22 protein-coding genes are annotated in these 24,331 nt (G+C 34.5%); 12 read left to right on the top strand and 10 right to left on the bottom strand.

The window, feature by feature from the left end; translation table 11 throughout:
* Positions 1-38: 38 nt before the first annotated feature.
* Both BLQ19_RS00705 and murI read left to right on the top strand, forming a co-directional pair.
* Positions 39-548: an OmpH/Skp family outer membrane protein gene (locus tag BLQ19_RS00705; RefSeq protein ID WP_024481792.1), complete on the top strand. Its 510-nt coding sequence runs from the start codon at positions 39-41 to the stop codon at positions 546-548.
* Positions 549-669: 121 nt separating this feature from the next.
* A complete protein-coding gene (murI, locus tag BLQ19_RS00700; RefSeq protein WP_074537095.1) occupies positions 670-1,449 on the top strand; it encodes a glutamate racemase in 780 nt (259 codons plus the stop codon).
* Here the strand turns inward: murI and BLQ19_RS00695 are convergent.
* Both BLQ19_RS00695 and BLQ19_RS00690 read right to left on the bottom strand, forming a co-directional pair.
* Positions 1,438-1,938: a dihydrofolate reductase gene (locus BLQ19_RS00695; protein ID WP_074537094.1), complete on the bottom strand. Its 501-nt coding sequence runs from the start codon at positions 1,936-1,938 to the stop codon at positions 1,438-1,440. The two genes, murI and BLQ19_RS00695, sit on opposite strands and share 12 nt — an antisense overlap.
* Complete coding sequence (locus BLQ19_RS00690) at positions 1,935-2,324, bottom strand: 2TM domain-containing protein (RefSeq protein WP_025615894.1); 390 nt, start codon at positions 2,322-2,324, stop codon at positions 1,935-1,937. Before BLQ19_RS00690 ends, BLQ19_RS00695 begins: the two co-directional genes overlap by 4 nt.
* A 55-nt stretch (positions 2,325-2,379) precedes the next feature.
* Here BLQ19_RS00690 and BLQ19_RS00685 point away from each other — a divergent pair, with 55 nt between their 5' ends.
* Both BLQ19_RS00685 and BLQ19_RS00680 read left to right on the top strand, forming a co-directional pair.
* Entirely contained in the window at positions 2,380-3,468 is a 1,089-nt protein-coding gene (locus BLQ19_RS00685) for an aminotransferase class V-fold PLP-dependent enzyme (RefSeq protein WP_074537093.1), read from the top strand.
* Between the two features lie 149 nt (positions 3,469-3,617).
* A complete protein-coding gene (locus BLQ19_RS00680; protein ID WP_074537092.1) occupies positions 3,618-3,914 on the top strand; it encodes an isoamylase early set domain-containing protein in 297 nt (98 codons plus the stop codon).
* A 61-nt stretch (positions 3,915-3,975) separates the two neighbouring features.
* On the opposite strand, the gene BLQ19_RS00675 is transcribed toward BLQ19_RS00680, so the two are convergent.
* The 7 genes from BLQ19_RS00675 to BLQ19_RS00645 all read right to left on the bottom strand — a co-directional run bounded on the left by BLQ19_RS00675 (position 3,976) and on the right by BLQ19_RS00645 (position 10,252).
* On the bottom strand, positions 3,976-4,824 hold the full coding sequence (locus tag BLQ19_RS00675; protein WP_074537091.1) for an energy transducer TonB: 849 nt from the start codon (positions 4,822-4,824) through the stop codon (positions 3,976-3,978).
* A 6-nt stretch (positions 4,825-4,830) separates the two neighbouring features.
* Complete coding sequence (locus BLQ19_RS00670) at positions 4,831-5,289, bottom strand: energy transducer TonB (protein ID WP_052085070.1); 459 nt, start codon at positions 5,287-5,289, stop codon at positions 4,831-4,833.
* Positions 5,290-5,296: 7 nt separating this feature from the next.
* Entirely contained in the window at positions 5,297-6,121 is an 825-nt protein-coding gene (locus BLQ19_RS00665; protein ID WP_029447092.1) for a thymidylate synthase, read from the bottom strand.
* Between the two features lie 145 nt (positions 6,122-6,266).
* Complete coding sequence (locus tag BLQ19_RS00660; protein ID WP_029450023.1) at positions 6,267-7,733, bottom strand: NupC/NupG family nucleoside CNT transporter; 1,467 nt, start codon at positions 7,731-7,733, stop codon at positions 6,267-6,269.
* A 24-nt stretch (positions 7,734-7,757) separates the two neighbouring features.
* Entirely contained in the window at positions 7,758-8,387 is a 630-nt protein-coding gene (locus tag BLQ19_RS00655) for a bifunctional nuclease family protein (protein WP_025615889.1), read from the bottom strand.
* A 90-nt stretch (positions 8,388-8,477) separates the two neighbouring features.
* Positions 8,478-9,446 carry an electron transfer flavoprotein subunit alpha/FixB family protein gene (locus tag BLQ19_RS00650; RefSeq protein ID WP_024481781.1) on the bottom strand — a complete coding sequence of 323 codons (969 nt, stop codon included), beginning with the start codon at positions 9,444-9,446 and terminating at the stop codon, positions 8,478-8,480.
* A gap of 65 nt (positions 9,447-9,511) precedes the next feature.
* The gene (locus BLQ19_RS00645) at positions 9,512-10,252 is read right to left on the bottom strand and encodes an electron transfer flavoprotein subunit beta/FixA family protein (RefSeq protein WP_074537090.1); all 741 of its coding nucleotides are present in this window, start codon (positions 10,250-10,252) and stop codon (positions 9,512-9,514) included.
* Between the two features lie 177 nt (positions 10,253-10,429).
* On the opposite strand from BLQ19_RS00645, the gene BLQ19_RS00640 reads away from it, so the two are divergent.
* From BLQ19_RS00640 to BLQ19_RS00620, 5 genes are all read left to right on the top strand, one after another.
* Entirely contained in the window at positions 10,430-11,407 is a 978-nt protein-coding gene (locus tag BLQ19_RS00640; RefSeq protein WP_024481779.1) for a pyruvate dehydrogenase complex E1 component subunit beta, read from the top strand.
* A gap of 106 nt (positions 11,408-11,513) precedes the next feature.
* Positions 11,514-14,009: a DUF5686 family protein gene (locus tag BLQ19_RS00635; RefSeq protein WP_074537089.1), complete on the top strand. Its 2,496-nt coding sequence runs from the start codon at positions 11,514-11,516 to the stop codon at positions 14,007-14,009.
* A 138-nt stretch (positions 14,010-14,147) separates the two neighbouring features.
* Positions 14,148-14,675, top strand: coding sequence for an inorganic diphosphatase (locus BLQ19_RS00630; RefSeq protein ID WP_024481777.1), 528 nt, complete (start codon positions 14,148-14,150; stop codon positions 14,673-14,675).
* A gap of 115 nt (positions 14,676-14,790) precedes the next feature.
* Complete coding sequence (locus tag BLQ19_RS00625) at positions 14,791-17,208, top strand: sodium-translocating pyrophosphatase (RefSeq protein WP_074537088.1); 2,418 nt, start codon at positions 14,791-14,793, stop codon at positions 17,206-17,208.
* A gap of 70 nt (positions 17,209-17,278) precedes the next feature.
* A complete protein-coding gene (locus BLQ19_RS00620) occupies positions 17,279-18,277 on the top strand; it encodes an App1 family protein phosphatidate phosphatase (RefSeq protein WP_074537087.1) in 999 nt (332 codons plus the stop codon).
* 35 nt (positions 18,278-18,312) lie between these two features.
* On the opposite strand, the gene BLQ19_RS00615 is transcribed toward BLQ19_RS00620, so the two are convergent.
* Positions 18,313-18,927: a deoxynucleoside kinase gene (locus tag BLQ19_RS00615; RefSeq protein ID WP_024481774.1), complete on the bottom strand. Its 615-nt coding sequence runs from the start codon at positions 18,925-18,927 to the stop codon at positions 18,313-18,315.
* A gap of 298 nt (positions 18,928-19,225) precedes the next feature.
* On the opposite strand from BLQ19_RS00615, the gene BLQ19_RS00610 reads away from it, so the two are divergent.
* The 3 genes from BLQ19_RS00610 (at position 19,226) to metK (ending at position 24,294) form a co-directional block, all read left to right on the top strand.
* Entirely contained in the window at positions 19,226-20,122 is an 897-nt protein-coding gene (locus tag BLQ19_RS00610; protein WP_074537086.1) for a GLPGLI family protein, read from the top strand.
* Complete coding sequence (locus tag BLQ19_RS00605; protein ID WP_074537085.1) at positions 20,122-22,818, top strand: carboxypeptidase-like regulatory domain-containing protein; 2,697 nt, start codon at positions 20,122-20,124, stop codon at positions 22,816-22,818. Before BLQ19_RS00610 ends, BLQ19_RS00605 begins: the two co-directional genes overlap by 1 nt.
* A 219-nt stretch (positions 22,819-23,037) precedes the next feature.
* Positions 23,038-24,294: a methionine adenosyltransferase gene (metK, locus tag BLQ19_RS00600; RefSeq protein WP_074537084.1), complete on the top strand. Its 1,257-nt coding sequence runs from the start codon at positions 23,038-23,040 to the stop codon at positions 24,292-24,294.
* Positions 24,295-24,331: the final 37 nt, after the last annotated feature.

Genomic DNA, 24,331 nt, shown 5'->3' with positions numbered 1-24,331 from the left:
CCATTAATTTAACACTCAAAATAAGTAATTTGAAAATCATGAAACATTTAAAAGGAATAGTAGTAGCAGTAGTCTTATTTGTAACAGCTACAAGTTTTGTAAACGCACAAAATAAAATGGCTCATATTAACGTAACAGAGTTAATGTCTGCAATGCCAGAGATGAAAGCTGCTGAAGCTGAGCTAAAGAAATTAGAGCAAACTTACGGTGCTGATATTCAAAGTTCAATGACTTCACTTCAAAGTAAATTTAAGCAGTACGAAAGTGAGGCTCCAAGTAAGTCAGATGAAGAAAATCAGAAAAGAACATTAGAGTTACAAGAAGCTCAAAAAAATATCCAGAGTGCACAACAAAAAGCTAGTCAGGAATTACAAAATAAGCAAGTTGCTTTATTAGGTCCTATTTCAGATAAAGCTAAAGCTGCTATTGAAAAAGTTGCCGCTGCACAAGGTGTAAACTATGTTTTAGATTCCTCTCAAGGTAGCGGTGTTATCGTTGCTAAAGGAACAGATTTATTAGCATTAGTAAAGAAGGAATTAGGTTTCTAGTACAGGAATTTAACATACTAAAAAAGCCCACTTTATGTGGGCTTTTTTATTTTTAGAAGGTATCTAGTTTTATTTAAATAGGTTTTTAATGTAACTTTAATCTCTATTCTTTATTTGTCTTATGAGTTTACAGCCTATAGGTATTTTTGATTCTGGAGTTGGTGGTACTTCTATATGGAAGGAAATACACAAATTATTGCCAAATGAGCATACGATATATTTAGCAGATAGTGCTAACGCCCCTTATGGGGAGAAGTCTGCTGATGATATTTTACAGCTGAGTATTAAGAATACAGAATTTCTTCTAGGTCAGGGGTGTAAACTAATTGTTGTAGCGTGTAATACAGCCACCACAAATGCTATAGCCTACCTTAGAGAGACTTATGATGTTCCTTTTATAGGAATAGAGCCAGCGATTAAACCAGCAGCTTTAAATAGCATTTCTAAGACCATTGGCGTGTTAGCAACAAAGGGTACACTAACAAGTGCACTGTTTAATACCACCTCAAAAAAATATTCTGAAGGCATAACCATTATAGAACAAGAAGGGGAGGGTTTGGTACCTTTAATTGAAGCTGGTAAAATAGAAAGTTCTGAGGTTAAAAATCTTTTGGAACAATACTTAAATCCTATGATGGCAAAAGGAATGGATTATTTAGTTTTAGGATGTACGCATTATCCTTATTTAATTCCATTGATTAAAGAAATTGTAACAGATAAAGTAGCTATTATAGATTCTGGTGAGGCGGTTGCAAAACAGACTAAGAGTATTCTAGAGCAGCATAAGATGGCTGCCAACAAGCAGAAATCAAGTCATCAGTTTTATAGTAACAAAAGTGCTGAAGAGTTAAATTATTTCTTAACAGCATATGAAGTTTCTGTGACGTATTTAGATTTTTGATTGGTAGGTCAAGTAGGTGAAATCATACTTGTGCTTATCATCTTTAGCATGATGCACTTCCTTAATCAATTCCCAGTTGTTCTTATCAAAATCCGGAAAAAATGCATCGGCTTCAAAAGTGGTATGAACTCTAGTAAGTTCTATATGTGTTGCTTTCTCAAGTCCTAAAGCATATATTTCTCCTCCGCCTATAATAAAAATATTTTCATCAATTTCTCTAGCAACAGCTAAAGCAGCATCTAACGAGTGTACAATCTGGCAGTTTTCAAATGTAGTAGAGTAATTTTTATCTCTGGTGATGATAATGTGAGTTCTATTGGGTAGTGGTTTAGGGAAGCTCTCAAATGTTTTTCTTCCCATTACTATAGGATGACCAGTAGTAAGCGCTTTAAATCTTTTAAAATCATCAGGAAGATGCCATAGTAAGTCGTAATCTTTTCCTAAGGCATTATTTTCAGCTGCAGCAGCTATGAGTGTAACTGTTTTCAATCTTCTTTTTTTTTATTAATTTGAGAAATAGGGAAATCTGTTTCTATTTCTTTCTGTAATTCTGAAATCCTAAGTTTTTGTTTTTTTACTAATTTTTCTCGTTGACTGCGTTCCCAATCTACACCCATAAATTTTTGGGTGACAAATACATTGATAAGATGCATTATAAATAGAAAGGCCCAAAAGGTAATAGCCCAAATAAACCAGTTATAGGTATCGCCGTATTTTAGAATTTTATTGATTAATACCAAAAAAACACTTCCTACTAAAAAGATAATAAAATGCGCATAAAGGCGCTTCTTTTGCTTAATACGTACTTGTGCATGTTCTAGTAGTTCATGCTGTTCCAAATTTATTTCCGAATCTTTTTTAGCTTTTGAAAACATCTCAATTAGTATCTTTACTAACAAAGATAGTATAATCCTATTTCAAGAGATCATCATGCAAAAGATAATTAAAGAGTTTCCAATTTTAGACCAATCTATTTATGTGAATACTGCTGCATACGGAATTATGTATGATGGCCTTTTAGATTGGCGGCAAGAACATGATTTAGACTATTTAATTGGAGGTAGTAATTTTAAACTTAAAGCTGCAAAGTTAATAGCACAGGTGAGAGCCACTGTGGGAACTTTTTTCAACTGTAAAAATGAGAATGTAGCTTTGGTTCAGAATTTCTCATTAGGAATGAATATGCTTTTAGAAGGCTTAGATACTTCAAATAAGGTATTGTTATTGGATGATGATTACCCGTCTCTTAAATGGCCGTTTATGAGCCGTGGTTTTGATGTGCACTACGTAGCGATACTTCAAGAAAATTTAGAACAAAAAATTATAGAAAAAATTAAATCAGAGAATATTACCGTTTTAGCAATTAGTATTGTGCAATGGGTAAACGGGATTAAGATCGATTTGGATTTTCTTGCTAAACTTAAAGTAGAATTTCCAGAATTATTAATTATTGCCGATGGAACTCAATTCTGTGGTACGGAAGATTTTGATTTTGATAATTCCGCTATTGATGTATTGGGAGCAAGCGCTTATAAATGGTTGTTAGCTGGTAGTGGAAACGGATTTATGCTTTTCAAAGACCATGTGAAAAGTATTTTTAAATTAAAAAGTGCAGGATTTAATTCGGCTGATGGAGATGTAGATGGATTTGAACATATTGATTTTATTAAGCATTTTGAACCAGGGCATTTGGACACTTTAAGTTTTGGAAGTTTAAAATGTTCACTTGATTTTTTATCTCGGGTAGGTATGAAAACGATTGGGGAAACAAATAAAGCGCTGAGTGAATTTGCATTCCAAGAGTTTACTAAATTAAATCTATTAGAGGATATTGTAGTGTCTAGAGGAAATCATAGCACTATCTTTAATATTAAAGGCAATCAGAAATTATTTGATGCATTACTTAATAATGATATTATCTGTTCACAACGTGGAGAGGGTATACGACTTAGTTTTCATTTTTATAATACCTTGAAAAATGTTTCTAAAGTTATAAATGTCATAAAAAAACAGATGTAAAGACTTTGTAAATACAAAAAATTCCTACATTTAATTGAGAATTCTAATTTTTTGTAAATGTAAATTTACCAATTTGATAAATCGTCGTTAACTTATTGTTTATCAATTATATATTGATTTGCTTTGTATAGAACTTAAATGAAAACGCTATGGCTATCACAAAACAGTATTTAAAAAGTAAGCCGGTATGTAAAGTAACTTTTACAGTGCCAGCAGAAGAGGCTTCTAAGGTTTATGTAGTAGGAGATTTCAATAATTGGAATCCTAAAAAAGGAACTTTAAGAAAATTAAAGAATGGTACTTTTAAAGGTACTATGGATTTACCGAAGGAAGCATCTTATGAATTTAGGTACCTTATTGATGATACTTATGTGAATGACGCAGAGGCAGACCGGTACCAATGGAATGATTTTGCTGGAGCAGAGAATGCTGTTTTAGAATTGTAATTATCTTATTTTATTTTATACAAAAAGGCCGAAACAAATTTGTTTCGGCCTTTTTTGTATGCTATTCGAGTCTAAATGTAATAGGGAGAGAGAAGGGAACCTTAACAGGTTTTCCACCTTGTTCTCCGGGCTCCATTTGAGGTAGTTTAGAGATAATTCTCCTTGCTTCTAACTCCATTACAGGATGGGAACCTCTGGTTTTTATACCTGTTATATTACCTTCTTTGTCTATAACAAATAAAACGGATACTCTTCCTTGTATTCCTTTTTCTTGTGCAAATTCTGGATACCTAAAATTTCGCATGATGTGTTTCATCATTCTTTGCTGAAAGCATTGTTTTCGCTGTTGCTCAATTTCTATTTCGCAACCAGGAAATGCAGGTACTTTATCTATGACGTTAAATTCAAAGGTTTCTGCGTTTTCTTTTTCCTTGGTTTTTGGCTTTTCAAATCTAGTTTTAATATCTACAACTTTAAATAGTGCTCTTTCCTCAGGAATAATTTTTAATTCTAAAATAAAGGTGGTGTTGCCTTCAATGCCATCTTCTGTAGGGGGTAACATTCTTGGTAATTGCGCTATGGAGCTTTCTAAAGGCTCTCGGATTTTTTTATCATCAGAGTCATAGAAATCAACCTTATGTATTTCGCCAATGGAATCTACTTTAAAATTAAAATAAACAGATCTTCCGTTAGTATTAGTTTCTGTCTTTTCTTCCTGGTAGCTAAATGAAGCGTCAAAGTTTTTCATCAAAACTTTTCTAAAACATTCTTCCGCAGCACTACTTGTTGGTGCATTGCAATCCTTAAAGTTTGCAAAGTTGTTTTCTGAAAAAGGGTTATAATCTGTAGTTTGTGATAGAGCATTGAAAGAGATAAGTACTATGGCTACGCGTAAGAAATTGGTCTTCATGTTAGATTAGAGTTTAAAGGTTAATGGAAGAGAGTATGGAGTTCTAACAATTTTGCCTCCATGTTGAGCAGGTGCTAGCATATTAGGGATTAACTCCGTTATTCTTCTAGCCTCATTTTCCAATAACTCGTGAGATCCTCTGACAGTTATGTTCGTTATTTTTCCTGTTTCATCGATTAAGAATCCACAAAAAACATGCCCTTGAATGTTTTCTTTTTTAGCTTCCTCGGGATACCTGAAGTTTGCGCTAATATGATCGTATAATTTTTGCTGAAAACAAGCTGTTTTATCTGGAATGTCTTCACTTTCGCAACCTGGGTAGATGGGGGCTTGATCTAAAACGATAAAGGGAATTTCCTGAATTGCGCCGTCCTCTTCAACTTCTTGGATGCTTATTTCTTGTTGTGCTATTGCTGCGTATTGAAGAGATAGGAATAATAGAAGGAATGCATAGATTTTTTTCATGGTGTAGTTATATAGCAACCACGCCTTTGATGTGTGGGTGCGGATTATAATCTACTAAGGTAAAGTCTTCAAATTTAAAATCAAAGATATTCTTCACTGCTGGATTTAGAACCATTTTTGGTAATGGTTTCGGATCCCTACTTAATTGCAGCGCAACCTGATCCATATGGTTATTATAGATATGAGCATCACCAAAAGTGTGTATGAAATCTCCTGCCTCATAACCGCAGGCTTGTGCCATCATCATGGTGAATAAAGCATAAGAGGCGATATTGAAAGGGACGCCTAAAAATATATCTGCACTACGTTGGTATAATTGACAGGATAATTTGCCATCAGCAACATAAAACTGGAAGAACGCATGGCATGGTGGTAAAGCGGCTTTTCCGTTGGCAACATTTTCAGAGAAGGATTTGGTGGTATCTGGTAACACACTTGGGTTCCAAGCAGAGATAAGCATTCTTCTACTGTTTGGATTGTTTTTTAGTGTCTCAACTACCTCCTTTATTTGATCTATTTCTTCGCTATTCCAATTACGCCATTGGTGTCCATAAACAGGACCTAAATCGCCTTTTTCATCAGCCCATTCATTCCAAATACGTACGCCATTTTCTTTTAAATAATCAATATTGGTATCCCCTTTTAAGAACCAAAGCAATTCATAGATTATAGATTTTAAATGTAGTTTTTTGGTGGTTACCATAGGAAAACCTTCACTTAGATCAAAACGCATTTGATATCCAAAAACACTCTTAGTTCCCGTACCTGTACGGTCGCCTTTTTGATTTCCTGTTTCTAGAACATGGTTTAATAAATCGTGATATTGTTTCATAATAGTACGGTAACTTATGTAATTGCTGTGAACGCTTATCTGAAATCAAAAATAAGAAATCAAACGGAATGTGATTCTATTTTAAAAATAAATAGAATTCATGGCTTCGTCTATTTTTTTAGGATTTATCCGTTTTGATAATGAATTATCCTAGAATCATCCCTGCAATAGTTGCAGAAAGTAAAGAAGCTAAAGATCCTCCTAGAACTGCTTTAAGTCCAAACTCAGAAAGTGTTTTGCGTTGTCCTGGAGCTAAAGACCCAATACCTCCAATTTGAATTCCAATAGATGCAAAATTCGCAAATCCGCAAAGCATATAAGTAGCCATAATTACAGATTTGTTATAGGTGAAATGAATGCCATTTGTAGCATCTTTCAAATCGGCAAGTTGTATGTATCCAATAAATTCACTTGCGGCTAATTTTATTCCTAGCAGTTGCCCCATGAGCATAACATCTTCTTTAGCAATCCCAATAAGCCACATTAATGGGGCGAAAATGGTCCCTAAGATAGATTCAAGCGATAGCTTTTCGTATGAAGAGTTTGCTGCAATCCAACCATTTAAATGAGTGAAATCTCCAAGCTCTCCAAATACCCAATTTATCATAGCAATAAAAGCAACGAAAACCAGAAGCATCGCTCCTACGTTAACAGCAAGCTTTAAACCTTCTGTAGTTCCATTAGCAATAGCATCTAAAAAGTTGGATCCAATCTTTTCAGTAGATACATGTACATCGGTATTTACAGCTTCGGTTTGTGGATATAGTATTTTAGAAATTACAATTGCTCCAGGAGCTGCCATTACAGAGGCTGCTAAAAGGTGCTTTGCAAATTGTAAGCGAAGTATTTCATCATCTCCACCTAAGAATCCTATATATGCCGCTAAAACAGCGCCGGCAACGGTTGCCATACCACCAATCATAACTAATAAGATTTCGGACTTATTCATTTTCTCTAAATAGGCCTTAATCAATAAGGGAGCTTCTGTTTGTCCTAAAAATATGTTTCCGGCAACACTTAAACTTTCTGCTCCTGAAATACCTAAGGTTTTGGTTAACATCCAAGCTAAAACCTTTACTACTTTCTGGATGATGCCTAAATAAAATAGCACAGAAGTTAAAGCAGAAAAGAAGATAATGGTGGGTAGTACTTGAAAAGCAAATATGAATCCGAAGGTATCCATATCAACAACAAGGCCTTCAAATAAAAATTTACTACCAGCCGTGGTAAATTCTAAAACTTTTACAAAAAGTTTACCAATCTTATCAAAAATGTATTGAATAAATGGAACTTTTAAAACACCAATAGCGATGATTACCTGCAGGCCTAAACCAATCCCAACTGTTTTCCAATTAATTGCTTTTCTGTTTGCACTGAATAGGAAAGAAACTAAGATTAAAGAGACCATCCCTAATAGACCTCTAAAAAGGCTATTCAGGGTAAACCCTTCATTTGGGCGTATGCTAGGGGTGTTTAATGCGGTAGGAGTAATATCATTTATAGTGCTCGTGTCTATAGATGATGTTATAGTATCTAATGGGGTAATTTCTTGGGCAAATATAGGGAGGGCTAATAGTAATATAATTAGCGTTAACCAAAGGCTTTTTTTCATCAAAATAAAATTAAAATAAAGTAATTATTGGCGTTTGGAAATTTCATCCCTTAATTTGGCAGCTTTTTCATAGTTTTCACTGGTGACTGCATTTTCTAATTCTTTGTAGAGCTCTTCAATAGAAAGCTCAGAATAGCCATCAGAGGCAGATCCTGTAATCTCTACAGTTTCGCCTTCTTGTAAAATTTCATTGACCATGATACTGTCATCAGCGTTTTCGTCTTCTTTATCCTTACTTGAGAATTTTAAAAAGATACCTGCTTTGTCTAAAATGGTTTTATAAGTAAAAATTGGAGCATTGAAACGTAGGGCCAGTGCAATGGCATCACTAGTTCTAGCATCAATTATTTCTTCAATTTTGTCGCGCTCACAGATAATACTAGAATAGAAAACACCGTCTACAAGTTTATGTATGATCACTTGTTTTACCACAATATCAAACCGATCTGCAAAGTTTTTGAAAAGATCGTGTGTTAAGGGTCTAGGAGGTTTTATTTCTTTTTCTAAGGCAATAGCTATGGATTGAGCTTCAAAAGCACCAATTACAATAGGCAACTTTCGGTCGCCTTCAACTTCATTCAATATTAGGGCATACGCACCATTTTGCGTCTGACTATAAGATATCCCCTTTATTTTTAATCTAACTAAGCTCATAAATATTAAGTAAACGCTAAGGGCTGTTTAAATAAAAGGCAAGACCTATATATTTAAACAGCCCTTTTAAGAGGCACAATTTAACAAAAATTAAGCGTTTTGAGCTTTAAATTCTTTTAATTTTTCGATTAATTGAGGTACAACTTCAAAAGCATCACCTACAATACCGTAATCTGCTGCTTTGAAAAATGGTGCTTCTGGATCAGAATTAATCACCACTTTTACTTTAGAAGAGCTTACCCCTGCTAAATGCTGTATAGCTCCAGAAATACCAATAGCAATGTATAAATTACTCGCTACCGGTTTACCAGTTTGACCCACATGCTCTCCATGAGGTCTCCATCCTAAATCAGATACAGGTTTAGAACAAGCGGTAGCTGCACCAAGTACCTCTGCTAACTCTTCTATCATTCCCCAGTTTTCTGGACCTTTCATTCCTCTACCTGCAGAAACTACGATGTCTGCGTCTGCTATTGTTGCTTTACCAACAACTTTATCAATTTCTACAGATTTTGTAGCAAAATCAGCATCACTAACAGCAGCATCAAAAGCTTCTACAGCTGCTGTAGTACCATTTTCATGGATACCAAAAGAGTTGTTAGAAACGCCTATAATTTTAACGTCGGTGCTTATTTCAGAAAAAGCGAATCCCTTGTTACTAAAAGCCGTTCTTTTTACGGTAAATGGCGAAGTGCTTTCTGGAGCAGCTACGACATTAGGAACGTAACCTGCTTTTAAGTATCCAGCTAATAAAGGAGCTAAATATTTAGTATCGGTGCTTGAGCTTAAAATAATAACTTTAGCGCCTTCTTTTTCAACGGCCTGGTGAATGCTGTTTGCATATGCTTTTGCGTTGAATGTTTTTAGAGTGTCATTGCTAATGTTTAATACTTTTGAGATACCATAGGTACCTAAGCTTTCATTTTCAGTAGCGTTGAAAGAAACTGCTGTAGCAGTAGTTCCCATTTGTTTTGCAACTTCGGCAGCATAAGAGGCAACTTCAAAAGCATTTTTCTTAAACTTTCCGTTTTCAGATTCTGTATATACTAATACTGACATAATAATATTATTTTTTTATTCCCTAGAAAAGGGAGACTAGTTTAGACTTAAAAGAGAATTATGGGTTAGATTACTTTTGCTTCGTTATGCAATAAGGTAACCAATTCATCTACAGAAGAAGCTAATTTTACAGCTCCTTTAGCAGCGGGCTTCGTGAATTTTGTGTCTTGAGTGGCGTTTAATGCATCAATAGGTTCTATTACTGTTAATTTTTTCTGACGCGCCATCATGATTCCTCTCATATTAGGAATTCTTAAATCGCTCTCTTCTACAAGACCTTTTTGACCTCCAATAATTAAAGGTAAGCTTGTTGCTATTTTTTCTTTTCCTCCGTCAATTTCACGTAATGCCGTAGCACTTGTTCCATCAACATCTAAACTAATGCACGTGTTCACAAAGTTGATATCTAAAAGGCTGGCCATGATTCCAGGAACCATACCTCCATTATAATCAATAGATTCTCTTCCCGCAATTATTAAATCATAAGCACCTTCTTTAGCGATATTCGCTAGTTGTTGTGCTACAAAAAAACCGTCTGTAGGTATCGCATTTACACGGATAGCTTCATCTGCACCAATAGCAAGAGCTTTACGCATGGTTGGTTCTACACTTGCTTCACCTACGGTAGCGATATGTACTGTTGCACTTTGTTTTTCTTTAAACCACATGGCTCTAGTTAGGCCAAATTCATCATTAGGGTTAATAACAAATTGAACACCAGCAGTGTCAAACTTTGTATCATTATCCGTAAAGTTTATTTTAGACGTAGTGTCTGGAACATTACTTATACAAACTAATATTTTCATTATTTATGGAATTTTATGTTTCTAAAGACTGCTAAGATAGCCAATATTTTTCAAATTTACTATGCATGCATAGTAAATTTTATAACTTTTTTTGCGAAATACAACGTTTATTATGACATATATTTTCCTATTTTTGCTATCCTTTTGGGAATACAATTATAAAGAAACGCCGTTTTAATGAAAACAATACAATTTAGAGAAGCTATTTGTGAGGCAATGTCCGAAGAAATGAGAAGAGATGAATCTATCTATTTAATGGGTGAGGAAGTCGCTGAATATAACGGAGCTTACAAAGCCTCAAAAGGAATGCTTGATGAATTTGGTGCAGACCGTGTAATTGATACACCTATATCTGAGCTTGGTTTTGCAGGAATTGGAGTTGGTTCTGCTATGAATGGGAACAGACCTATTATAGAGTTCATGACGTTCAACTTTGCTTTGGTAGGGATTGATCAGATCATAAACAATGCTGCAAAAATTCGTCAAATGTCAGGTGGGCAGTTTAATTGTCCTATCGTTTTTAGAGGTCCTACAGGTTCTGCGGGTCAATTAGGAGCAACGCACTCTCAAGCTTTTGAAAGCTGGTTTGCAAATTGTCCTGGTTTAAAAGTGGTGGTTCCTTCGAACCCAGCTGATGCTAAAGGATTATTAAAAGCTGCTATACGCGATAACGATCCCGTTATTTTTATGGAATCTGAACAAATGTATGGTGATAAGGCTGAAGTGCCAGAAGGAGAATATTTAATTCCTTTAGGTGTTGCAGATATTAAAAGAGAAGGTACAGATGTTACTATTATCTCTTTTGGTAAAATTATCAAAGAAGCTTACAAAGCTGCAGACGAGCTACAAAAAGAAGGTATTAGTTGTGAGATTATTGACTTACGTACGGTTAAGCCTTTAGATTATGAAGCAATTCTTAAATCTGTAAAGAAAACAAATAGAGTGGTAATTCTTGAAGAAGCATGGCCTTATGGTAATGTTGCATCAGAAATTATCTACCATATTCAATCTAATGCATTTGACTTTTTAGATGCTCCAATTGAAAAAATAAATACGGCGGATACGCCAGCACCTTATTCTCCTGTTTTATTGGCGGAATGGTTGCCTGATTATAAAGATGTAATAAATTCAGTTAAGAAAGTATTATATAAATAAAATACCTTTTGTAAGATTAAAGTAGCTTTACTGACTAACCTGGTCGGTAAAGCTTTTTTGGTTTTTTAAAATAAAAGCTAGTGTAATTGTAGAACCCCATCTTTCAATGAAAAAAATACTTTTATTCTTATTCACGCTATATTCATTTTCACTACTATCACAAACAAAAGTTAGTGGTGTGGTTATAGATGAGGCAGGGATCCCTGTAGCTTTTGCAAATATAATTTTCAAAGGATCTTCAGAGGGTACCATCACCAATGATGACGGTGTTTTTTATATGGAATCTGATAATACCTATGAGACCCTTCAGGTGTCTTTTGTAGGTTATGAAACCAAAGATATCACTTTAGATAGTAAAGTTACTTACCAAATGAAAGTGGTATTGGCTGAAGGTGGTGAGCAATTAAAAGAAGTGGTGGTTTATTTTGGGAAACAGTCTAAAAAGAACAATCCAGCTATAGATATACTACGTAAAATTTGGGAACGTAAACGCAGTAATGGAGTAAAGCATTACAAGCAATACAATTACGATAAGTACGAAAAAGTAGAGTTTGATTTAAATACAATTGATAGTGCTCTTATTAAAAGTAAAATTTTTAAAGGCTTAGAATTTGTTTTTCAAGATCTTGACACCTCAAGAATTACCGGCAAAACTTATTTACCTATCTTTTTGAACGAAACCTTTTCTAAGGTGTATGGTGATAATTTAAAAGGAGAAGAGAAAGAAGAATTGCTAGGAACAAAAAACTCAGGTTTCAGTAACAATCAGGCATTGACGGCTTTTGTAGAGGATCTGTATTCCGATTACGATATTTATAATAATTACTTGAAATTTTTTGACAAGAGTTTTACGAGTCCGCTCTCTAAGACCGGGATAGATGTCTACAATTACGTTTTAGCAGATAGTAGTTTTATTGATAATAAATGGTGCTATAATATTATTTATTACCCAAGACGAAAAAACGAGCTTACTTTTAAAGGTAACTTCTGGGTGAATGATTCTACCTACGCCATCAAAAAAATAAATCTTGAGGTTACTAAAAGTGCAAATATAAACTGGGTCAAAGAGATTTATATAGAACAAGATTTTGAAGTGGTGAATGATTCTGTTTTTCTTTTGAAAAGAGATTACATGCTGAGTGATTTTAGCTTGAGTAAAAAAGAGGAATCCAAAGGGGTGTACGGCAAGCGTACTACGGTCTATAATAATTACGTTTTTGATCAATACAAAGACCCTAAGTTTTATAAAAATTTATCCAATCAATTTAATTCTGGAATTGTAGAGCGAGATACGACCTTTTGGCAAAATAATAGGTTAGAAGCGCTCAATAAAGATGAAGCGGGTGTTTATAAGTTGTTAGATACCCTTAAGACAGTTCCGAAATTTAAGAGTTTTTACAATATAGCCAGTATCTTAGGTTCTGGATATGTGGAGATTGATAAATGGAATTTAGATATCGGTGATGTCTACAGTACATTCGGTTTTAATGATGCGGAAGGTATTCGTGTGAGGGCAGGTGCCAGGACATATTTTGGGCAAAATGATCCTTGGCGAATAGAGGCATATACCGCATATGGTTTTGATGATCATAAATTTAAACATGGTATTTCTGGGAAGTTTTTATTAGATAAAAAATCACGTTTAATAATATCAGGAGGTAACCGAAGAGATATTGAGCAGTTGGGCTTAAGTCTTACGGCCACCACAGACGTTTTGGGCCGAAGTGCGGCGTCATCGTCCTTGTTTTCTGTGGGCTCTAATGACCGTTTGACCAATATAAACTTATCTACATTTCAGGTAGAAGCAGAACCCTTGCATAATTTTATATTTAGAGTAGGTGGCTCCTTACGTACCTTAAGCTCGGCATTGCCAGATGCATTTAGTTTAGATTATTTGGATCCAGAAGCTCCTACAGGAATTTCTTCGGAGTTAAAACAGTTTGATTTTAATACAACCCTAATTTACACGCCAGGAAAAAGAACCATTGGATATGGCGTAGAGCGCAGAAATATCAATGATAATTACAGCACTTTATTTTTGACGTATACGAAAGGGGTAAAAGACTTTTTGGAAAGCGATTTTAATTACGAGAAAATTCAATTTTCATATACACAACCTTGGCAAATTGGAGGGTTTGGTAGATTGTTAAGTACAGTAGAGTTAGGTAAAACTTTTGGTGATGTACCTTTAGGCTTATTAAATGTCATTCCTGGAAACCAAACCTTATTTTCTATCTATGGTACGTTTCCTAATTTAGATTTTTATGAGTTTGTCACAGATACGTATGCTTCCGTTCATTTAGAACAGAACTTTAATGGCCGCTTATTTTCTAGAATTCCCATATTAAAAAAATGGAATCTTAGAGAAATTGTTGGGCTAAGAGGTGTATGGGGAGATCTTTCTAATGAGAACATCTTATTAAATAGTCCTACAAATATTCCTTTACAAGCACCAAATGATACTATTTACTGGGAATATTCGTTTGGAGTAGGGAATATATTTAAGATTTTAAGAATCGATTTTAATTTTAGAGGAAATTATTTAGAGAGTCCAGAAGCAAGACCATTTAGTGTTACGGGGTCATTTGGATTTAATTTTTAATAGGAAACTGTTAAATTTACTACACCGTTTTCGTAAGATTATACTTGAAATTGCTTGTTAAATCCTTAGATATTTAAACCATTTACAGAGGTAAAATAAATTATTCAAGTATCTTTGTGTGCAAATTACAGTATTATTATGAGCGAAAAATTAGAAATAACTTTCGATGTTCTAATCGAAATTCCAAAAGGAAGTAGAAATAAATACGAGTACGACTTTACATTACACAAAATTAGATTTGATAGAATGCTTTTTTCATCGATGATGTATCCTGGTGATTATGGATTTATTCCAGAAACACTTGCTTTAGATAGTGATCCATTAGATGTATTAGTTTTAGGACATCAGCCAACTTATCCAATGGTGGTTATGGAAGTTAGACCTATTGGTGTTTTCCATATGACAGATGAAAAAGGGCCAGATGAAAAAATTATCTGTGTTCCTGTTTCAGATCCTATATGGAGTAGTAATCATGATATCAGTGATCTTAATCCACATAGGTTAAAAGAGATAGAACATTTCTTCAGAGTCTATAAAGATTTAGAAAAGAAAAAAGTAGATGTTGGTGGATGGGGAGATGCTAAAGAAGCTCTTGAAATTTACGAGCAATGTGTACAGCGTTACGAAGAAAGTGACCATAAAAAGAAACGCACTTTCACCATATAATTTTGAAATTGTCAGAATAAAAAAAAGTCATGCTATTAAAAAGCATGACTTTTTTTGTTATGTTTAAATTTTATGCGTTTTTTTGAGAAATAATTAATAATTAACGGACTAATTTATGAAATCAATGATTATCTATATGCCTATAGTGATGGCACTTTTAGGTTTACTTTACATGGTTATTAAGAAATCATGGGTACTAAAGCAAGATGCGGGAGATGGAAAAATGAAAGAAATTTCAGATCACATCTATGAAGGTGCACTTGCATTTCTAAATGCTGAATATAAGCTTTTAGCAATTTTCGTAGTAGTCGTTAGTGTGTTGCTGGCTATTGTCTCTTTTATAGTGCCAACCACACATTGGTTAATTGTTATTGCGTTTATTTTTGGTGCTATTTTTTCTGCTTTTGCAGGGAATATAGGAATGAAAATAGCGACTAAAACAAATGTAAGAACAACACAAGCCGCAAGAACTAGTTTGCCTAATGCTTTGAAAATCTCTTTTGGAGGTGGTACTGTAATGGGGCTTGGGGTTGCTGGCTTAGCTGTATTAGGTTTAACCGCATTCTTTATTTTCTTTTTCCACTATTTTATGGGAGGTATTTGGACCAATACGATGGATATGACTATCGTTTTAGAAACCTTAGCAGGTTTTTCATTGGGTGCAGAATCTATTGCACTCTTTGCACGTGTAGGTGGTGGTATTTATACGAAAGCGGCAGATGTAGGAGCAGATTTAGTAGGTAAAGTAGAAGCAGGTATCCCAGAAGATGATCCTCGTAATCCTGCAACTATAGCAGATAACGTTGGAGATAATGTAGGTGATGTTGCAGGTATGGGAGCAGATTTGTTTGGTTCTTATGTAGCTACCGTATTAGCTGCAATGGTATTGGGTAACTATGTGATTAAAGATATGGGCGGAGCTATTCAAGATGGCTTTGGAGGTATCGGTCCCATTTTATTACCGATGGCAATTGCAGGTGTAGGTATTATCATTTCGATTATAGGTACCATGTTAGTGAAGATTAAAAATGATGATGCTAAAGAGTCTCAAGTTATGGGGGCTTTAAATATTGGAAACTGGACATCTATAGTTTTGGTGGCAGTTTCTTGTTTTGGCTTGGTTACTTGGATGTTACCAGAAACCATGAAAATGGAATTTTTTGGTGAGGGCTTACAGGACATTTCATCCATGCGTGTGTTTTATGCTACGTTAGTTGGCTTGGTGGTAGGCGCCGTGATTTCTTCGGTTACAGAATACTATACAGGTCTAGGTAAAAAACCAATATTAAAAATTGTACAGCAGTCAAGTACAGGAGCAGGTACAAATATTATTGCGGGTTTAGCTACGGGTATGATTTCTACATTTCCTTCCGTATTATTATTCGCAGGGGCTATTTGGGCATCTTATGCCTTTGCTGGTTTTTACGGGGTATCCTTAGCAGCTTCTGCGATGATGGCAACTACAGCAATGCAATTAGCTATTGATGCTTTTGGCCCAATAGCTGATAATGCAGGAGGTATTGCAGAGATGAGTGAGCAAGAACCTATCGTAAGAGAGCGCACAGATATTTTAGATTCCGTAGGGAATACAACAGCAGCAACCGGTAAAGGATTTGCAATTGCTTCTGCGGCTTTAACATCATTAGCACTTTTTGCGGCCTATGTTACCTTTACGGGTATAGACGGTATTAATATTTTTAAAGCACCAGTTTTAGCCATGTTATTTGTTGGAGGTATGGTGCCTGTAGTTTTTTCTGCCTTAGCAATGAATGCGGTAGGTAAAGCGGCCATGGAAATGGTGCAAGAAGTACGTAGACAGTTTAGAGATATACCTGGAATTATGGAGGGCACAGGAAAGCCGGAATATGATAAATGTGTAGCTATTTCTACAAAAGCATCTTTAAAAGAAATGATGCTGCCAGGGTTGTTAACTATTGGTTTTCCATTAGCAATAGCTTTTATTCCAATGATCTTTGGGATGAATAATTTAGCGATAGCAGAAATGCTTGGAGGCTATATGGCAGGTGTTACTGTTTCTGGTGTGCTATGGGCAATTTTCCAGAATAATGCCGGTGGTGCTTGGGATAATGCTAAAAAATCTTTTGAAGCAGGTGTAGAGATTAACGGAGAAATGACATTTAAAGGTAGTGAGGCGCATAAGGCGGCTGTTACTGGAGATACTGTTGGTGATCCATTTAAAGATACTTCTGGTCCTTCTATGAATATCCTAATTAAACTTACTTGTTTGATAGGTTTAGTGATAGCTCCAATATTAGGTGGGCATGCAGAAGAAGGCATTTCTAGAGTTCAAGAAGAAATAAATATAGAGGTAAATACAAATAATACAGACGTGGCAGAAGCGAATGTTACTTATACCACTATAGTAAATGGAGTGTCTAAAACAGATGAAAAGATATTAAGTGGAACGCCAGAAGAAGTAAGAGTGCAGGTAGAAGCTTTTAAGGAGACTAGCGTTAAATCTGATGATTCTCAAATAGAAGTTGAGATAGAAAATGTGACCCTTAGAAAATAGATTTATTTTTTTTATTTTTAAACCTGCTAATAACTAATATTAGCAGGTTTTTTTGTATTATTTTAGTGTGATGTTATTTAAGAAAGATCCTTTACAAATAATTACATTTGATGCTTACGGCACCAATTCTCATTTCTATTTAAGGGGGAGAGCGCTTGAAGATGAGTCTATTAACTTAGATGATAAAGGCTGGTTTAATTTGATGTTGAATACCTGGAAACGGTTAGAAACAGATGAAGTAAAGCATACCAACATAGATATTACTTTGCCAAACGGCCAAGTTTTGCAAACATCAACCGATAATCATGGATATTTTAAAATGGAAACGGCTGTTCATGATTTGCAGAAATTAGCCAATGAAGAAGACTGGGTGAACTTTCAAGTCTCTTACTCAAATCCAAATATTAAACGAAAGATTACCCATGAAAATAGATTTCCTGGTAAAATTCTAATCCCATCTAAGAAGGCTGTTTTTGGGGTGATTACAGATATTGATGATACTATTTTGCATACGGGCGTAGTCTCTACATTAAAATGGCGCGTATTGTTTAATACTGTTTTTAAAACTGTAAAAAATCGTTTACCGCTTACTGGAGCTCCAGATTTTTATAACCAATTACATCGGGGAACATCAGGAGAGAATTCTAATCCAATATTTTACGTGAGTCATAGTCCTTGGAATTTATACCGTTATTTAGAACTGTTTCTAAAGCAGAATGATTTCCCTAAAGGACCTATTTTACTTCGTAGTTTCAATTCTTTCTTTAAAATGAAAAGAGACGGGCACAAACCACAAAAGCAAATAGAGATTCTTGGTATTTTAAAAACGTACCCAGCGTTGCCCATAATTTTAATTGGAGATAGTGGCGAGCGTGATGCAGATATTTATAAGGAAATAGCAGAACAATTTCCAGACAGAATTTTGGCCATCTACCTAAGAAGTGTAAATCATAAAAAGAGAATGATACGGGTAAAAAGTCTATTTGATAATTATAAAACAACACCTGTTTTATTTGTGGAAAATAGCGACCAAGCAGTGGCGCACGCAAAAAAAATGGGATTCATATAAGATACGAACCCCATTTGTAATTGTAAGATAGATGTTTAAAACAAGCCATTTATCTCTGCATCAATTCTATTTATTATAGTACCTAAATCCTCAGGATTATCTACAAAGTCTAAATGGTCAACATCAATAATTAAGAGTTTTCCTTTTTCATAGCTCTGACTCCACGCTTCATAACGTTCATTAAGTCTGCTTAAATAGTCTATGGAAATCGTATTTTCATAATCGCGTCCACGTTTGTGAATCTGACTTACTAAATTGGGAATAGAACTACGTAAGTAGATTAATAAATCTGGCGGTTGAACTAATTTTTCCATTAGCTCAAATAAGCTAGAGTAATTGCTAAAATCTCTGTTCGTCATCAAACCCATCGCATGAAGGTTTGGTGCAAAAATATAAGCATCTTCGTATATGGTACGATCTTGAATGATATTTTTCCCCGTTTCTCTTATTTCTAAAATCTGGCGAAATCTACTATTTAAAAAATAAATTTGAAGATTAAAACTCCAACGTTCCATTTGATTGTAAAAATCATCTAGATAGGGGTTGTCTACAACATCTTCAAAATGTGGCTCCCAGTTAAAATGTTTTGAAAGTAATTTGGTTAAGGTTGTTTTTCCTGCGCCAATATTTCCTGCAATTGCAACATGCATAATTTGTCTTCTTAATGGTTTTATTTATAAGCGTTGGATTCTTACTATTTAAAATACTACTGTACGCTCGTGGCACTTTTAATTTTAAAATAGATTTAATACCTCACTTTGTACTTTCCCAAAGGGGCACACAATATACAACGATTCTTGGGTAGTAGAAAAAATAGTTGCTGAAATGCACGAATGTTTTTTGAGGCTATGATCTATTAGAAATAATACAATAAAATTTATTTATCACCTTAGTTTTAAACCTTTTCTATTTTTTTTAGTCACAGAAGGACAATAACCTAATACGATCATGAAAAAAATTCTACTATTTATCGTTACCTGTCTTCTTCATTTTTCTAGTACACAGGCTCAAGACTTTCAAGGAAAGGCAATCTATCATTCTAAAACATCTGTGGCCGACTTTAATTTTGGGGGGCGTGAAATTTCTGAAGAACAAAAGAAAAGATTCATGGCGCGCATGAAAGAACAGTCTGAAAAAACATTTATACTGACGTTTGATAAAACTGCTGCAATTTATGAGGAAGAAGAAAAGCTAGAAACTCCAGGAAGAGATAATGGAGGAAGAGGTAGATTTAGATTTGGAGATTTTTCTGGAGGCAAATTATATAAGAATATTAAAGACCAAAATTATGCTAAAGAATCAGAAATGTTTGGTAAAGTATTCTTAATCAAAGATGACCTGAAGCAATTAAATTGGACGATGGGTTCTGAAACAAAAAAAATTGGCAATTATACGTGCTATAAGGCAACGGCTATACAAGCGATTGATTCTACAGATTTCGAAACTTTAAGAAGAAAAAGAGATCAGGAAAGAAGAAAAGAGAATGCCACCAAAAAGGATACTACGCAAAATAAGACGCGTATTTTTAAAGAGACAGAAGCGGTAAAAGAAATTGAAATTACAGCTTGGTTTACTCCTGAAATTCCTGTAAGTCAAGGACCAGGAGAATACTGGGGCTTACCAGGTTTAATTTTAGAAGTTAATGCAGGGAATACCGTATTGCTTTGTACTAAAATTGTTTTAAATGCAGATGAAAAGGTAGAGATAAAAGCACCTACAAAAGGAAAGGTTATATCGCAACAAGAATATAATGAAACACTTTTGGCTAAGATGGAAGAAATGTCAGAACGCTTTAGGGGTGGTAATAGAGGTCCAGGTGGTAACTCAAATCGAGGAAGAAACTAATGAGAAATCTATTTATAAAAAAGCAGGTACTGGTGCTTATTGGCTTAATTGCTTTGGTGAATGTTGCTAGTGCTCAGAAAATCACTATTACGGGAGTCTTAAAAGATTCACTAGGAAGCCCCTTAGAAATGGCAAATGTGGTGGCTGTAAATCAAGAGACAAAAAGTTTAGATGGTTTCGGAATTACAGATCCTAATGGAAAATATAAGGTTAGCGTGAACCAAAACAGTACTTATAGCTTAAAATTCAGCTATATCGGTTTTCAACCTAAAGAACTATTGATTAAAACCCTAGAAGAAGACCTACAACGCGATATAATATTGGCAGAACAGGCACAGAGCTTAGATGAGGTTGAAGTAGTTTATGAGATGCCTGTGGTAGTGAAAGGAGATACCATTGTGTATAATACAGACTCTTTTGTAACGGGAACGGAAAAGAAATTAGAAGATGTACTAAGTAAGCTGCCGGGAGTAGAAATAAATGACGATGGCGAAATAGAAGTAGAAGGAAAGACCGTTACTAAAGTGATGGTCGATGGAAAAGATTTCTTTGATGGAGATTCTAAACTAGCAGCAAAAAACATTCCTGCAAATGCTTTGGATAAAATAGAAGTGCTTAGAAATTATAGTGAGGTGTCGCAATTAAAAGGCGTAACAAATAATCAGGACAATGTAGCTTTAAATATTAAATTGAAATCAGGAAAAGAAAAGTTTTGGTTTGGAGAAATTACGGCTGGTTTAGGGTTAGATAGTAGGTATCTGGCGCATCCTAAACTATTTTTTTACAGTCCTAAATACAGTATCAATATCTTAACAGATCTTAATAATATTGGGCAATTGCCATTTACCTCTAGAGACTACAGAAATTTCACAGGTGGTTTTAGAAGTAGAACAGGAAATACAGGCACTAGTTTTAACGTTGGTGATGGTGGTTTGGGATTGTCTCAGCTTCAAAACAACCGTGCTAAAGAAATAGAAACAAGATTTGGAGCGGTTAATTTTAGTTATGCTCCAACAGAAAAACTAGATTTAAGCGGATTCGCCATTTATTCTTATGCGAATACAGACTTACAGACGGTGGCTACGCGAACGTATATTAGTAGCAATCAGCAAGAAGTAACTACAACAGGTACAGAACAAACATCTAATTTAGGGTTATTAAAGCTAAGTGCCGCTTACAAGCCAAATACAAATGTACAGGTGGAATATGATGTTCTTGCAAAATTTTCTGATGAGAATGAAGATGTAGGAATATTGTCTGTAGCAGATGTTACAGATCAAATTTTTGAAAACAAACAGCAAACTCCTTCTAGCCTTAATCAAAACGCTAATGTGTATTACACGATAGATGAAAAAAATATATTGGCTGTTGAAGCTCAGTATTTAATCCAAAATGAGGATCCGTTTTATAATGCAATCAGAGAAATACAACCTTTTGAAAGTATTCTTCCTTTGAACGAAGACCAAGCGAATTATAACATCAATCAAGATCGAAAAATAAAAACGAATAAGTTTGATTTTAAAACCGATTACTATTTTATTACAGGGGCAAAAAGTAATATCAACTTTACGTTAGGAACCACACAAAGTAGTCAGAAATTCAATTCAAATATTTTTCAAATTTTAGATAACGAGTCAACCTTAGCGTTTACAGAGGATGATTTAGTTAATGATGTGGAATATAAGTTTTCTGATATTTTTGTAGGATTTCATTATAAATTAATCGTCGGGAAATTTACATTTAATCCAGGATTTAAAGTTCATGATTATACGGCGAAAAACACGCAATTAGCTACATCGGTTACAGATGATTTATTCAACGTTGTTCCAGATCTTTTTGTAAACCTTCAATTAAAGCAGTCAGAGAGTATTCGGTTTAATTATACGGTTAACCGACAGTTTTCTGATATAGATAAATTTTCTAGAGCCTATATTTTTAGTAATTACAATTCCATGTATCAAGGAAATCGTGATTTAGAAAGTGCTTTGTTTCATAATTTATCACTTAATTTTTTCAGCTTTAGCATGTTTAACATGCAAAACATTTTCGCTACTGTTAATTATAGTAAACGTGTAGATGCTTTTAAAAATAATAGTGCTATCGTTGGCATTAATCAAGTAAGTTCAACCATCAATTCTAATTTGGAAGATGAAGTGTTGTCAGGATCTGCTAATTTTCAAAGAACATTTGGTAAGATAAAGGTGAGTTCCAGAGGATCGCTTTCCTATTCTAATTTAAATAATATTGTTAACGGTAGCCCTAGTACGTCAGAGTCTTTAACACAAAGCTATAGAGCATCCTTAGCCACAAGCTTTAGAGATGCCCCAAATGTAGAGGTGGGTTATAACTATGCCCTTAATAATTACGATAATGGAGGAAATTCTTCTACGTATTACACAGATACTCCATTTCTTAAAGTTGATGCGGCTTTTCTAAAAAGTTTTATTTTTCTAGCAGATTTAGATTACTACCATTATAGAGATAAAGCAAATACTATTGATAATGAATATGGTAATTTAGATACCAGTTTATCTTATCAAAAAGAAGATAGTAAGTGGGAGTATAGTGTAGAAGTGACTAATTTGTTGAACAATACAGAACTCAATCAAGATAGTTTTAATGAGCTTTTTTATAGAACCTCATCGTATGTGGTGCAACCACGATATGTAATGTTTAAAATTAAATATGATTTATAAATCTGCAAATTGTTGTTAAACCATTTTTCAGACTCCATCTTTTATTTTACTTTTGTGCCATTATTAATTGAGGACGGATTTGACTGATTGCAACCTCAGCTGCTAAATTATATTTGGCACAAGAAAAATGCTAAAGCAGTTATGACCGAAATTCCTTTTTCGGTTCATAAACTTCTTTTAACCTTTCTGTCAAGTCTATTCTAGAAAATAAAACCATTTATGGCTTATTTATTCACATCAGAATCTGTTAGTGAAGGACACCCAGATAAAGTAGCAGATCAAATAAGTGATGCGCTTTTAGATAATTTTTTGGCTTTTGATCCAGAAAGCAAAGTAGCATGCGAGACATTAGTAACTACAGGTCAAGTTGTATTGGCAGGGGAAGTTAAGAGTGATACCTATTTAGATGTTCAACAAATAGCAAGAGATGTTATTAATAAAATTGGATATACTAAAGGAGAATATCAGTTTAGCGGAGATTCGTGTGGTGTTATTTCCTTGATACATGAGCAGTCTAAAGATATTAGTCAAGGGGTAGATCGCGGTTCTAAAGAAGAGCAAGGTGCAGGAGATCAAGGAATGATGTTTGGCTATGCTACTAAAGAAACGGAAAACTACATGCCTTTGGCTTTAGATATTTCGCATAAAATATTACAGATCCTAGCAGATTTAAGAAGAGAAGGTAAAGAAATTTCTTATTTAAGACCAGATGCTAAGGCGCAGGTAACTATAGAGTATAGTGATGAAAATGTACCTCAACGTATAGATACTATTGTAGTTTCTACTCAGCATGATGCTTTTGATGCTGATGATGAGAAAATGTTGGCGAAAATTAAATCGGATATCATTTCTATCTTAATTCCGAAGGTAAAGGAACAATTACCAGTTCATATTCAGGCATTATTTGATGATGCTATTACCTACCATATTAACCCAACAGGAAAATTTGTTATCGGTGGTCCTCATGGAGATACAGGATTAACAGGACGTAAGATTATTGTAGATACATACGGTGGTAAAGGTGCTCACGGTGGTGGTGCATTTAGTGGTAAAGATCCTAGTAAGGTAGATAGAAGTGCAGCCTATGCTGCGCGCCACGCCGCTAAAAATTTGGTAGCTGCGGGAGTGGCTGATGAGATTTTAGTACAAGTGAGTTATGCTATTGGAGTGGTAGAACCAACTTCTATCTATGTAGATACGTATGGTACTGCTAAGGTGAATTTAAACGATGGGCAGATTGCAAGAAAAGTAGCTGAGTTATTTGATATGCGTCCGTTTGCCATAGAAGAGCGTTTAAAATTGCGTAATCCTATTTATTTGGAAACAGCAGCTTACGGTCATATGGGTAAAGAACCAATAACAGTAACAAAAACTTTTGAATCTCCTTACAATGGTAAAGTAGAGAAAGAAGTAGAATTATTTACTTGGGAAAAGTTAGATGCTCAAGAGCAAGTGAAAACTGCATTTGGTATATAAATATTTAATGGTTTTAGCGGTCTGGTTTAAATAATTA

Origin of the sequence: Cellulophaga baltica, from assembly GCF_900102165.1 — a bacterium.
Taxonomy (GTDB): domain Bacteria; phylum Bacteroidota; class Bacteroidia; order Flavobacteriales; family Flavobacteriaceae; genus Cellulophaga; species Cellulophaga baltica.
Note: the sequence above shows the minus strand (reverse complement) of the source record. Positions and strands in the feature narration are given on the sequence as shown.